Genomic DNA, 12,864 nt, shown 5'->3' with positions numbered 1-12,864 from the left:
ACCGTTATTGAACTTGGCCATCGCTATCGCGATTGGCTTTTACCGCAACACTCAGAGCCAGCATTTTGCTGGCTCTTGTGATTTTCGAGGCTGCCATGAGTCTCGTGACTTAGGCTGTCGATAATGGCACAGTGGGGCTGATCGCCGCCTTGGCATTGGGTCACCATGTGCTGCAATTGCACCCTAAGTTGCTGTAACTTATTGATTTGTTTCTCGACATAAGCAAGATGAGTTTGGGTCAGCTGCTTAACGTCCTCGGCATTACGGCTTTCATTGCCCTTAAGACCAAGCAAGGATTTGCAATCCTCTAGGCTAAAACCTAAGTCGCGACATTGATGCACAAACTTAAGCGCTTCAATATCTTGATGGCGATAAACTCGATAACCCGCCCCATTGCGCTCGCCGCACACTAAACCAATATCATGGTAATAACGGATACTCTTAACACTTAAGCCCGTTTGTTTCGCCACTTCACCTATCTTCATTTTGACCTCTTCTTTTCCAACTGAATGGTATCACTCATTTCGCCCAACAATTAATTGTCGATGTGATCACATTGAGCAAATTCATCCTTGACTCTCCAGTGATGGGAGACTTTATCTTAGACCTATAGTGTGAAACATCAAGTGAGGGATCTCCCATGTCTATGACCAGACTCTATGTCGCCAATATGAATTGCGCTGGCTGCGTCGCAAAAATTGAAAAGGCGTTTGCCGCCCAAGATGGCGTCGAAGCGCGTGTGAATCTCGCCGATAAGCAAGTGACGGTAGAAGGCAAGATGAGCGCTGATACCGCCTTGGCTGTGATGGCAAATGCGGGTTATCCGGCGCAGGTCGTTATTGATGCTAAAGTCGCCGCCGAAGAAAAACGCCTTGAAGATGCCGCCGAGTATCGACTGCGAATGCGCCAAGCTATAGCCGCGCTCGTTGTGGGTGTGCCCATGATGCTGTGGGGATTACTGGGCGGTGAAATGATGATCAACAGCCCAAATCTGCAGCTAGGCTGGGGCATCATGGGACTGGTCACTTTGGCTTTACTCATCACCACAGGTGGACATTTCTACCAAGGTATGTGGCGGGCGCTCAAAGCCAAAACTACCAACATGGATACGCTGATTGTGCTGGGCACCAGTACCGCGTGGGCCTATTCCATGCTGGTGGTCATTATGCCGAGCGCATTCCCTATGGATACTCGCCATGTATACTTTGAGGCGAGTGTGATGATTCTAGGTTTGATTAACTTAGGTCACGGACTCGAGCTTAAAGCGCGGGGCAAAACCAGTGAAGCGGTGCAGCGATTACTTGGATTGCAATCCACCACTGCGATTCGGATCACAGATAAGGGCGATGAAAAGGTTGAGATAAGTCAGCTGAAATTGGGCGATAAGCTGCGTTTGCGCCCCGGAGACAGAGTTGCCCTTGATGGTGAGGTCGAAACAGGACAATCCCTACTTGATGAAGCCATGCTCACAGGTGAGCCTATTCCCGTGCTTAAAAATCGGGGAGATAGTCTGAGCGCGGGCACAGTCAACGGCAATGGCAGCCTAGTTTACCGAGTGACGGCTGGACAACAAGATACCAAACTCGCCAAAATCATTGCACTGGTGCAACAGGCACAAACGTCAAAATTACCCATAGGTCGATTGGCCGATAAGATCTCCGCGGTATTTGTCCCTACTGTGGTGGCGATAGCACTACTGGCTGCGGCTATTTGGTATTTTGTGGGGCCAGCGCCCGCCTTAAGCCATGCGTTAGTGGTGCTGACGAGTGTGCTTATCATAGCGTGTCCCTGTGCGCTGGGACTGGCTACGCCTATGTCTATCATGGTGGCCGTTGGCCGCGCCGCCCAAATGGGCGTGTTAGTTAAAAATGGCGAGGCACTGCAAACCGCCAGTAAAGTTGATTGTGTGGTGCTGGATAAAACCGGCACTGTCACCTTAGGCAAGCCGCAAGTCACTGACTTTGTATTAGTACAAACACTGAGTGATGCCGATAAAGAAACCTTGCTGGGCGAAATCGCAAGCCTTGAGCAGCACTCTGAGCATCCGTTAGCGGGGGCGATTGTCAGTTATGCCAAGGAATCACTGACGCAATTGCCCGATACACAGGCGTTTACGAACCATCAAGGTAAGGGGATTGAGGGCAAGGTCGATGGCGTATCGCTGGCGATTGGTAATCTCGCCTTGATGACGGCATTGGAGATTGTCAATTCCGATGGCAGTGCCTTAGATCCTAACGCGACATTAAGTTTTGCAAACCAAGGTAAAACCCCGATTTATATCGCGAAAGCGGGCAAGTTAGTGGCCACTATCGCGCTGGCTGATCCGATTAAACCCGATGCCAAAGAAGCCATCGCGGCCATGCTGCAAAGGGGCATTCGCGTGGTGCTGTTAACGGGGGATAACCCACAAACGGCGCAAGCGGTGGCCGACCAAGTGGGCATCACCGAAGTGATTGCCGGCGTACTGCCCGAGCAAAAACAACAACATGTGCTGGATTTACAAAAGCAAGGGCATGTGGTGGCTATGGTTGGGGATGGCATTAATGATGCGCCAGCTCTAATGAGCGCGGATGTGGGGATCGCGATGGGATCGGGCACTGAGGTGGCGATTGAAAGTGCGGATATCACCTTGTTGTCGCAGCAATTGATAGTGATTGCTAACTTATTGGCATTGTCGCGGGCGACGATTACCAATATTAAGCAGAATCTGTTCGGCGCCTTTGTGTATAACAGTTTGGGTATTCCGGTTGCGGCGGGCGTGCTTTATCCACTTACGGGCATGTTATTAAGCCCTGTGATTGCGGGTGCAGCCATGGCTTTGTCTTCACTTACTGTCGTCACGAACGCCAACCGCTTAAGACGACAGAAGTTATAAGTTGTCGATACCTAAGCTAACTTAAAATGTTGAAACGGGTATCTTGAGTTAGCTTAGGGCTATGTCCACATTAGCACTTACCACATAAGCCCCTAGCGTCGGCAAGCTTTACGACGCTAAGGGTCATCAGATTGTCATTCGGCGCGAATACATTGAAAGCTAAGCCAATAGGGTAAAATTAATTACGCTTCTCATACAGGCATAGTGCGGCGATTCCGGCATTCCCTCTGGCTTTTGATCCGCCTTGGTAGTTGATAATTTAGCCCAAACTGCTATAGTGCCACGTTTATTTTTACCCCTTCGGCATAGCGTTATTTGGTTTATGCTTATTTAAAGCGGCGCCAGCGGGCTCGGCCAACATTACTCGATTTGGAAGTTCATTTTGATCACAACAGCAAATATCACCATGCAGTTCGGCGCTAAGCCACTGTTTGAAAACATCTCAGTTAAATTTGGCGGTGGTAACCGTTACGGTCTTATCGGCGCGAATGGCTGTGGTAAATCGACCTTCATGAAGATCCTGTGTGGTGATCTAGACCCTAGCAGCGGTAACGTCTCGTTAGATGTGAATGAGCGTCTGGGTAAATTAAGCCAGAACCAGTTCGGTTATGAAGAATTCAACCTGATCGATACCGTGATCATGGGCCACCGCGAACTGTGGAAGGTAAAGCAAGAACGTGACCGTATTTATTCTTTACCCGAAATGAGTGAAGAAGACGGCATTACCGTTGCCAACCTAGAGATGGATTTTGCTGAGATGGACGGTTATACCGCCGAATCTCGTGCTGGTGAATTACTGTTAGGTGTAGGTATCGGTATTGAAAGCCATTTTGGTTTGATGTCTGAAATCGCACCGGGTTTAAAACTGCGTGTATTGTTAGCACAAGCCCTGTTCTCTGATCCAGACGTGCTGCTGCTCGACGAACCGACCAACAACTTGGACATCGACACTATCCGTTGGTTACAAGACATGTTGAACCAACGTAGCAGTACTATGGTGATTATTTCCCATGATAGATATTTCTTAAACTCAGTCTGTACGCACATGGCTGACTTAGACTACGGCGAACTGCGCGTTTACCCAGGTAACTACGACGAATACATGCAAGCAGCGACTCAAGCTCGCGAGCGTTTATTGTCTGATAATGCGAAGAAAAAAGCCCAGATCTCTGAACTGCAAACCTTCGTAGCACGCTTCTCGGCTAACGCTTCTAAGGCGAAACAAGCCACATCACGTGCCCGTCAAATTGACAAGATTAAGTTAGATGAAGTAAAAGCCTCTAGCCGTGTGAACCCCTTCATTCGTTTCGAGCAAGAGAAGAAATTGTTCCGTAATGCCTTAGTGATTGAAAACCTAACTAAAGGCTACGACACTCCGTTATTCAAAGACTTAAACTTAATTGTTGAAGTGGGCGAGCGCATTGCGGTATTGGGTGAAAACGGCGTCGGTAAAACAACCCTGTTACGTACCCTGATCCATGACATCCCGCAGGATGCAGGTACTATCCAATGGTCTGAAAACGCTAACATTGGTTATTATGCACAGGATCATGAGTCTGATTTCGCTAACGAAATGACGCTGTTCGAGTGGATGAGCCAATGGCGCAAGCCAGAAGATGACGACCAATCGGTACGTGGCATCTTAGGCCGTATGTTGTTTGGCTCTGACGACATTAAAAAGTCAGTCAAAGTGCTGTCTGGTGGTGAGAAAGGTCGTATGTTATTCGGCAAGCTCATCATGCAAAAAGCCAACATTTTAGTGCTCGACGAACCGACCAACCACATGGATATGGAATCGATTGAATCATTAAACAACGCGCTGGAAATGTACGAAGGGACCTTGATTTTCGTGAGTCATGACCGTGCATTTGTATCATCGCTGGCAAACCGTATCCTTGAAGTCACTCACTCAGGCGTGAATGATTTCAGAGGCACTTACGATGAGTTCCTTGCCAGCAAAGGTATCGAAGTCTAAGGTTATTTGTGATTTAGCTGCATGTGCAAATACATGCATTTAAATACATGCATTTAAATAATACAGTGCAGCTAAATGCAGCATCAATAAAAACGCCGCAATACATTGCGGCGTTTTTGTATCTGTTTTCTGTCTTTAGGCATTAGCTTTTCGTGAACTTGATTCTAGCGCATTAGCGACGCTCGTTATTGCGCAGACTCTTGCTGCACATAAATCAAACTGTCGGTATCAAAACCGCGGGCTTTAGACATTTCAACAAACTTTTGCAGCACCTCGGGTGATACTGTCGGGGTTTTAGCCAGTAGCCACAAATAATCCGTGTCGGGCCCCGAGATGAAAGCGTATTGATAGTTTTCATGATCTAATTCGAAGACCACATACGATCCATAGAATGGCCCAAAGAAGGAGACTTTCAAATAGCCTTCTGAGTCCCCATTCACAAAATAGGCCTTACCTTCGGCTTCTTTCCATTCATTTTTAGCCGCGGAAAATCCACGGTTAATGACCCTAACACCACCATCCTCTTTCAGGCTGTATTCTGCGCTAACTTGGCTTAAGCCTCTTTCGAATGAATGATCTAATCGTGCAATTTCGTACCATTTACCTAAGTATTTATTTAGCTCAAAATCATTCACGGGTTGAACCAGTTTAGGCATGCCTAAGCAACCGCTGAGCAAAAATATACTAATGACTAACAGTAGCTTTCTCAATTTGACCTCCTGATCTTAAGTCTTAGTCGCACGTCTTAAGTGCAATGTTTAATCAATCCGCTATCGAGCTTACACTATTTTCTTCACATTATTTCAGCTACTTGGCAAAGGTTGTTGGTTGCTCGCTCGCAACTCGCATTTTGCGCTGACTGATAAAGCCTTGGCTAATGCCGGCCAGAATAATCAAGCCGACACCGCTTAATTGTATGGGACTCAAGGTTTCACCAAATATCCACCATGCTAGCGTCACTACGATAACCGGTTCCACATAGGCGAGGGTGCCAAAAGTGACTGCTGGCAATTGCCGCAGGGCTTTTACCGCCAACAAAATGGCTAAAAATCCGGGGAAGAATCCAATCGCAATTAACCAACCCATTTGCGGCAAACTTGGCGTTAGCGGTGCATTTATCACTAAGGGCAGTAGGCACAAAGCGCCGACACTAAGCTGCACTAAAGTGCTTTGATAGGGCGAACTCAGGCTAGGTTTTCGGTTGATTAACATAAAACCGCAGTAGGTTAATAAGGCGAGTAGGGAATAAAAATAGCCTAATAATTCAGTGTGATTGCTCGCTTGCTGCGGCCCTGTTGGGATCATTAACATAAAGCCCACCAGCGCTACGACCACGCTTGCCATGCTTAAGCGGGTGAGTTTCTCGGCAAAGAAATAATGGGCGAAAATAGCCGACACCACAGGGGCTAAGTAAATGATCATGATCACATTGGCCATTTGGGTGTACTGAATGGCTTCAATATAAAACGCCATAAAACCCGCGAGCATAGCACCGTTAACTAAGTTACGCTTACTCGGTCTATGGCGAATCTGATGGCCTTTACCTGTGAGCAGCATATAAGCCAATAGAAATAGGGCACCGAGCAGTAAGCGGTAGAAGGTAATGTGTTCGGCGGGCAGGGCGGCAAAGCGCGCTAATACACCGATTGTACCCATAAGAATGGCCGCCAATAGGGCAAAAATGATAGCTAAAGTTGAGCTTGGCATAGATAACCTACAACAGAGTGAACAGAGAGTTAAGGGGCGACACCGTCCTGTGGACGGCGTCGATTTTGCCTTAAAAACTCACCCTAGGCTATGCCGATGTATTAACTTAGATAATGCTTTTACGTGAGCGGAAATGGTTAAAGCTATCTTGGCTGTAGGCCGCCTTAATCCGTTTTAACGCAGCGTAATTGTGGTCAAAGTACACATCTGTAGGGATGGCCTTATCTTTGAAACTGATAAAAGCGCCCGAGGTGTTGGGGATGTCATTATTTCGGCTGGCATCAATCCAATCGAGTGCACGATTAATGCGGGTAAACACTTGGCTATCCTGCAATTGTTGTTTCTCTTGCAGGGCGTTATTCCACCAAGTTTGATATTGAATCGTGTATTGTCTGTCCTTGTAGGGGAAGGCGCTGCGGCTCTTTTGCTCTTCGCCCATAGTGCGATAATAATCGCCCGCAATGGCGCCAAGGGTAACATAGGTAAATAGCCCCAGTTGGCGATTGCCTTCAAGCACATAGCGAGAGGTTAAGCTTTCGAGCAGTGGCTTATAACCGTCCCTCAGGCCCGTTTGATTCACTAAGCGCGAGGTGACTTTATGGGGTGCGGGCTCATCCAAATCGTGTGGCGTCGGTGAGCGGCTTATGCCTTGTAAGTCCGCTTGCAGATGATGAAAAGATTCCCTTTCCCAACTGGGCATTAAGTTTTCACCGTAGGCTTTGGTGAGTCCGCCCATACCCTCAATGCGAATATCATTGGGGACTAGGCCAAATTCATTAAATTGTGTCTGGATAAAGTGGTTTAGGCTGGCGGAATTGCCCTCCCAAAAACCATACATCAAGCAGTTATGCGTAATCGACTCAGTGTCTATGTCGGGTGTTTTGTGTTGTTCTACGGGTAAATGTTTGGCATTAATCTTGAGATTAGTGCCAATCAAACAGCCAGTGCTGTCGGCATTTATGATGGCTTCCCAGCGCTGTAAAATGTCTTTAGTTGGGGTGTGCTCAATAAGTTCATGGGTTTGTTTATCGTAGCAATTCCATTCTAATTCAAACTTGATAAGGCAAGGCGGTAGTGGAAAGGTTTGAACAAAAAAGCGGGTCACAATGCCATAACTTAACCCACCGCCACCCTTGAGCGCCCAGAGTAACTCAGGTTTATTGGCAACAGAGACGACTTGGGTTTCACCAATGCCGAGGACAATTTCTGCCTGTAATAGGGATTCGCAGCACATGCCGTATTTGCGGGTCCAAGGTCCTGAGCCGCCTCCCATAATAAATCCCGCTAAGGCAACGCTGCCGCTTGTACTATGTGGGATCATCACGCCTTTTTTTGCAAGAGCTGTGGTGAGTTCGATAAAGCGATTGCCTGGGCCAATGGCCGCAATACCTGTGATGGGATCTAAAGTGAGGCTATCCATCTTCAACAGATCTAACACTACGGTATTCGTTTCAGTGCTTTCACCTTCGTGATCATTCCCACCCGAGCGCACGCTGATTGGCAAGTTATAATCGATGGCCGCCTTATAGGCGATTTTGACTTCTTCAGTTGACGTGCATTTGATGATCGCCAGTGGCTTTTTTTGTAACCTGCGGTTGAACAGTTGGCAAGCCTGTTGATAGGCAATCATTTGCTTACCTGTGCTGACCGAGAGTTGCTGCTCACTATAATAATGGCCACCGGTAATAATATTATCGGCCGGAATGTGTGCGCGAACTTCATTGATGAAATTAACAAAGTTTTTGGCTTGAGTGATCACTAAGTTTTCACTAATACGCACTTCAGCACTTAATTCTTCTTCGGTCGATTGAATAATCAAACAATCCCGTTCCAGTTCATTTGCGACGGTGACTTTAATATTAGAGCGATAGGCCGTCAGCGATTTAAACACTTCAATATTGAGTGTAATATCCGCTTGATTACTCGCCGTGTAATTCACTAAATAACTAAAATTGGGCCAAGTGTTATAGTTACATTCAATAATATAGGCTCGGCGTTCGTGGGGCGGAATAATCTTAGGCAGTTGTTGATTATAGGTGTTGCTATCCGCAGTGGTTTTTATGAATTGATGTTCAGTATCATTAAATATAACCAGTAGCACTTTTTGCCTTTTAAGTGGGATAAAGTTTTCACCACGAATATTATGTGCATCTTGATGCTGATAAATATAAAGGTTATTTTCGCTAATCGATCTTTGTTGCGCTGGATTACGGTAATAGTCAACGATTTCAGTTCGCGTTAATAATCGATTGAGCAAGGTGATGCCAAATATTTCACCATCGAAATGTGTATCGCGATGATTCGGTAAAGACACGTTTTCAATTAAAAATTCATTGTCGGCAACCAGTGACAGATTATTGAGTTGTGTATGGGTAATTTCACCATCCACATAACAACTGATTTCATGGTATTCATGGCAGATAGATAATAAGTGCCACTGACCGTCGTTGAGTCCACCTAAGGTTGATATAGCCTCAACCCGCAGTAAGGTGGTATTAATCACGCATTCAATATGCCCCAGTGAATTAATATCCACTGCAAAATAGGTATCTTCTCGATCGGTTTTATAATGGAACACACGCCCACCTGCGCTGGTTTTCAACCAACACTGGTAAGTGAATATGGCAAGGGGTGACGTGCTCACGGGTAAGCTTTTTTCAATCACTGCCCGTATATTTCTTGATGCCTCAAGCTTGTCCATATTCATGCGTCCTTTCGTGTGCTTTGCGTGTTTACCTCAATGCGCTAAAGCGCCTACTGAGGTCATTCATCCCGTTGTTAATCAATTGCGGGTAACTAAGCCGCGGGTAACTATGTTTTGGGTAAATCAGTTTTGGGTAAATCAGTTGCGGGCAAACAAGTCGCCAATTAATGGGTATTAAAGCGATGTATTGATCCTGTCACGGCCATCAGCTTTGGCGCGGTACAATGCGGTATCGGCGGCGCACAGCATGGCGAGTGAGGTACGGAACTGGCCATTGATTTCGCTCGCAATCCCTTGACTCGCGCTCACAGAGACATAGTCGCGCAAGCCTTGCTCAGTAAAGCGCAGGTCATTAATCCCTTGCTGCACTTTTTGGGCAATCGTTAGTGCCATTTTGGCATTGTGGCTTGGTAGAATTAGCGCGAATTCTTCGCCGCCGTAACGCGCTGCCAGGCCAATTTCTATCGGCACTATGTCAGCAATCACTTTGGCAATCTTACGTAGGCATTCATCCCCTTGGATATGGCCGAATTGGTCGTTGAACACTTTGAAGTAATCCACATCGATAATCACCACGCTGATCGGGCGCAACTTACCTGTGCATTCTTCCCAATAGTGATGCAGCATTTCATCAAAATATCGGCGGTTCGCCAGTCCTGTCAGTGAATCTGTGGCGGCCAATTTACGTAGCTTTTGATTTTCCGCTTTGTGCTGCGTCAAATCGTGCATCATCATCACAAACAGAGGTTCATGGCTGGGGATGTAGGAAATGGAAAGCTCAACATCTTTTGCTTTGCCTGAGGCTGTAATGAGGGTGATTTCTTCGGCGGAGTGCTGCACTGGGATACCGCAATTTTTGCCTAATTTAATATCATTGCTCAGCAGATTGTCGTAGCGAGCTTGGTGGTGTTCTGTCAAAAAGTTGCGCCAATCTTGTCCCTTCAAACTGGCCTGCGGGCATGTTAGTAAGTCAGCACCTTTGCTATTGCTAAAGTAAATGTAACCTTGGGCATTGACGATAATCACCGGTTCAGTCAGATGCTGAATAAACTGTTGAATCGTTTCAATCGAGGCATGTTCGAAGAAGGTTAACGGCAATGCGGGCTCGACCAAGCCTTGCTGCGCAGTGCACTGTGAACCATTGCCTTCACCCACAAGTGATAATGGATGTTGTGAACGTGTCAGTTTAGGTGAGCTTGTCATTGTTATCATTCTCCGTGAACCTAATGCCATCTGCGCTAAGCGCTTTTCTGATGATGACTTTATTCTTCGCAAAGAAAAGATACCTTCTGCTTACCTTCTGGTGTAATCTTTTGATTTTAAATGTTTTAAATTTACTCTTCTCACGGTAAATTCTCAGGTTTAGCTGAAACGTGCGAGGTTTTTGGGCATGGCTAAGTTGAAAGAGCGGTACCCATGAGTGGATTTTTGGCTATTAAGCGGCAAGCGCAAAGGATTTTAGTGTCGAAATTTAACTGCAGATAAAGAGTGAGGAACGGTTCGTTTACCCTAAAGGTTGATTTGGATGCAGAGCTTCGCTACTCGATTTTCCTCTACACCATTTACCACCTTGCTGAAGTTTGAAAGCGCACATCGCATCCCAACGACCACTGATGCCACTGTACTGGCGGCGAAAATCTTTAGCAGAGCTGAGCCAAGCATCTGATGCAATCCCTAACTCATTGAGCAATTTTGGTCGCTGGTTATCGATAAATCCTTTTTTATCATGGCTAATCGCGCGACCCGTCCAATCGATAAGTTCCAGATAATCCGCAAAATGAAAAGGGATGCCCGTTTGTTGACTAGAGTGTGTCGCCGCATCGAACTTGGCGAGAGATTTGTTTATCGTTTGAGGCTTATTTTTTGCGGATTGGACTGGTGCTTGCGGTGAGATGATGGTGTTATTTACCTGCTTGAGTACACTAATTCTTTCTTGGATCGAGGTGAAATCAGAAGATTGCAAAGAATCTGCAATCCCTGCTCGAATAGGGTTTAAATCCACGTAGATCATACAAGCCAGTAAGGCTTGCTCATCTAGCAAAGCTTGGGATTTGAAACGGCCTTCCCAGAACGCGCCTTTACACTCATCTTCTCGATTTGCTTTACGGGCAATCTCTTCGTTCAGGCAGCGCATAAACCAAGATATGCTGGATAAACGTTCATGCCATTCGGTAATTAACCCATCGAGCAGCATGCGTTCACCGTCAATTAAGGCTTCACCATTCATATACTTAGTTGCGACAGTATGGCCTTTAGTTATTTGACACCACTGGCTGATAACCTCTTTTGGGCTTAAGGTTTTTGCTTCCTCAACATCAATTTTAAGTACTAAATGGTAATGGTTGTTCATCACTGCATAGGCGCAAATGTCGATACAAAAGATGGTGGATAATGCTTTGATTTTATCGACAATCCAGCCACGTCTATGCTCATAACTGCGGCCTGTGAGTTTATCCTCACCGCACAGAAAAGCCCTTCTGACACAGCGATTTATCACATGATAGAAGGGAGTTGTATTAGCATCGATAAGCATTCTTCTGGCCGAGGTCATCATCCGCTCCAAACAGACGCAATCAAGATAATGTAAAGGCTAGTATAAGAGGGGATAAAGCACAAAAAGACATGGCTGTCCCCGCTTTTATTAACGATTTAGCCTTCTCCACGTCAATCTTAAGCACTAAATGATAGTGATTGCTCATCACCGCATAGGCGCAGATATCGATACAAAAGATGGTGGATAATGCTTTGATTTTATCGACAATCCAGCCACGTCTATGCTCATAACTGCGGCCTGTGAGTTTATCCTCACCGCACAGAAAAGCCCTTCTGACACAGCGATTTATCACATGATAGAAGGGCGTTGTATTGGCATCGATAAGCATTCTTCTGGCCGAGGTCATGACTCGCTCCAAACAGACAAGGTGAAGACAATCTAAAGACTAGTAGAAGAGGGGACAAAGCACAAAAGACATGGTTGTCCCCGCTTTTGTCCCCGCTTTTGCATTGAGCTCATTTCAGGAGGCGTTTATCTAGAAAATATATGGCTGTCCTGAAAGAATTGGCTGTCCTGAAAGAATTGTCATCCGCTCCAAACAGACGCAATCAAGATAATGTAAAGGCTAGTATAAGAGGGGATAAAGCACAAAAAGACATGGCTGTCCCCGCTTTTCGCCGTAGATGAAGGGACAGGGTTAGCTGTCCCTTTAACAGAGATTAGTTTTGTGGGCGATTGATAATTTGAGGATCTGGACTTAAAACGAGTAATGTATTAGCTGTATTACTTAATACAAATTGGAACTTTGTGGTTCCTGGTGTTTTATCTAAATCGACTAATTGCACTAACATGCCATCGCTACTAATGGTAACGGCATCGATAATGCCATCAAATGGGGTCACAAAGCCTACACCGACAAATTTTAAACCTTTAAGGGTTTGATCATTGAGTAAGTAAGTTATTGTGCCAGCTTGAGTGACGGTGATATCACCTTGGCACACTTGACCATTGGCATCGGTATAAATAAATACGGGTTCACCATTTTCTAGGGTTACATTGACTTTTATAAATTGAGCTAAGCCTTGTGGTGCAAACATATTAACTTCCTT

The 12,864-nt window shown here is 46.0% G+C and carries 9 protein-coding genes and 1 pseudogene; 2 read left to right on the top strand and 8 right to left on the bottom strand.

What is annotated here, in order from left to right; genetic code table 11:
• Positions 1 to 23: 23 nt before the first annotated feature.
• A complete protein-coding gene (locus CKQ84_RS00240; RefSeq protein ID WP_105249697.1) occupies positions 24 to 485 on the bottom strand; it encodes a MerR family DNA-binding protein in 462 nt (153 codons plus the stop codon).
• 155 nt (positions 486 to 640) lie between these two features.
• Between CKQ84_RS00240 and CKQ84_RS00235 the strand changes: the two genes are divergently transcribed.
• Together CKQ84_RS00235 and CKQ84_RS00230 are read left to right on the top strand one after the other, a co-directional pair.
• The gene (locus CKQ84_RS00235; RefSeq protein ID WP_105249696.1) at positions 641 to 2,875 is read left to right on the top strand and encodes a heavy metal translocating P-type ATPase; all 2,235 of its coding nucleotides are present in this window, start codon (positions 641 to 643) and stop codon (positions 2,873 to 2,875) included.
• Between the two features lie 382 nt (positions 2,876 to 3,257).
• Positions 3,258 to 4,850 carry an ABC-F family ATPase gene (locus CKQ84_RS00230; RefSeq protein ID WP_081729050.1) on the top strand — a complete coding sequence of 531 codons (1,593 nt, stop codon included), beginning with the start codon at positions 3,258 to 3,260 and terminating at the stop codon, positions 4,848 to 4,850.
• A 185-nt stretch (positions 4,851 to 5,035) separates the two neighbouring features.
• Here CKQ84_RS00230 and CKQ84_RS00225 read toward each other — a convergent pair whose 3' ends face one another.
• The 7 genes and pseudogenes from CKQ84_RS00225 to CKQ84_RS00195 all read right to left on the bottom strand — a co-directional run bounded on the left by CKQ84_RS00225 (position 5,036) and on the right by CKQ84_RS00195 (position 12,852).
• Positions 5,036 to 5,560 (bottom strand): lipocalin family protein, encoded by a 525-nt coding sequence (locus CKQ84_RS00225; protein ID WP_105249695.1) that lies wholly within the window; start codon positions 5,558 to 5,560, stop codon positions 5,036 to 5,038.
• A 97-nt stretch (positions 5,561 to 5,657) separates the two neighbouring features.
• Positions 5,658 to 6,557 (bottom strand): DMT family transporter, encoded by a 900-nt coding sequence (locus CKQ84_RS00220; protein WP_105249694.1) that lies wholly within the window; start codon positions 6,555 to 6,557, stop codon positions 5,658 to 5,660.
• 106 nt (positions 6,558 to 6,663) lie between these two features.
• Positions 6,664 to 9,258 (bottom strand): FAD-binding protein, encoded by a 2,595-nt coding sequence (locus tag CKQ84_RS00215; RefSeq protein ID WP_105249693.1) that lies wholly within the window; start codon positions 9,256 to 9,258, stop codon positions 6,664 to 6,666.
• 177 nt (positions 9,259 to 9,435) lie between these two features.
• Positions 9,436 to 10,464 carry a diguanylate cyclase gene (locus CKQ84_RS00210; RefSeq protein ID WP_105249692.1) on the bottom strand — a complete coding sequence of 343 codons (1,029 nt, stop codon included), beginning with the start codon at positions 10,462 to 10,464 and terminating at the stop codon, positions 9,436 to 9,438.
• Positions 10,465 to 10,765: 301 nt separating this feature from the next.
• Entirely contained in the window at positions 10,766 to 11,812 is a 1,047-nt protein-coding gene (locus CKQ84_RS00205; RefSeq protein WP_105249691.1) for a transposase, read from the bottom strand.
• A gap of 91 nt (positions 11,813 to 11,903) precedes the next feature.
• Positions 11,904 to 12,161 (bottom strand): annotated as a pseudogene (locus CKQ84_RS00200) (alpha-amylase family glycosyl hydrolase); the annotation flags it as partial.
• 313 nt (positions 12,162 to 12,474) lie between these two features.
• Positions 12,475 to 12,852, bottom strand: a complete 378-nt coding sequence (locus tag CKQ84_RS00195) for a DP-EP family protein (RefSeq protein WP_011071844.1) — start codon at positions 12,850 to 12,852, stop codon at positions 12,475 to 12,477.
• Between the last annotated feature and the right edge of the window lie 12 nt (positions 12,853 to 12,864).

This window comes from Shewanella sp. WE21 (assembly GCF_002966515.1).
Lineage (GTDB): Bacteria > Pseudomonadota > Gammaproteobacteria > Enterobacterales > Shewanellaceae > Shewanella > Shewanella oncorhynchi.
Note: the sequence above shows the minus strand (reverse complement) of the source record. Positions and strands in the feature narration are given on the sequence as shown.

Coding starts and splice junctions, on each gene's coding strand:
- CKQ84_RS00240 (WP_105249697.1), bottom strand. CDS start 485: ATGAAGATAGGTGAAGTGGCGAAACAAACGGGCTTAAGTGTTAAGAGT.
- CKQ84_RS00235 (WP_105249696.1), top strand. CDS start 641: ATGTCTATGACCAGACTCTATGTCGCCAATATGAATTGCGCTGGCTGC.
- CKQ84_RS00220 (WP_105249694.1), bottom strand. CDS start 6,557: ATGCCAAGCTCAACTTTAGCTATCATTTTTGCCCTATTGGCGGCCATT.
- CKQ84_RS00215 (WP_105249693.1), bottom strand. CDS start 9,258: ATGGACAAGCTTGAGGCATCAAGAAATATACGGGCAGTGATTGAAAAA.
- CKQ84_RS00210 (WP_105249692.1), bottom strand. CDS start 10,464: ATGACAAGCTCACCTAAACTGACACGTTCACAACATCCATTATCACTT.
- CKQ84_RS00205 (WP_105249691.1), bottom strand. CDS start 11,812: ATGACCTCGGCCAGAAGAATGCTTATCGATGCTAATACAACTCCCTTC.
- CKQ84_RS00195 (WP_011071844.1), bottom strand. CDS start 12,852: ATGTTTGCACCACAAGGCTTAGCTCAATTTATAAAAGTCAATGTAACC.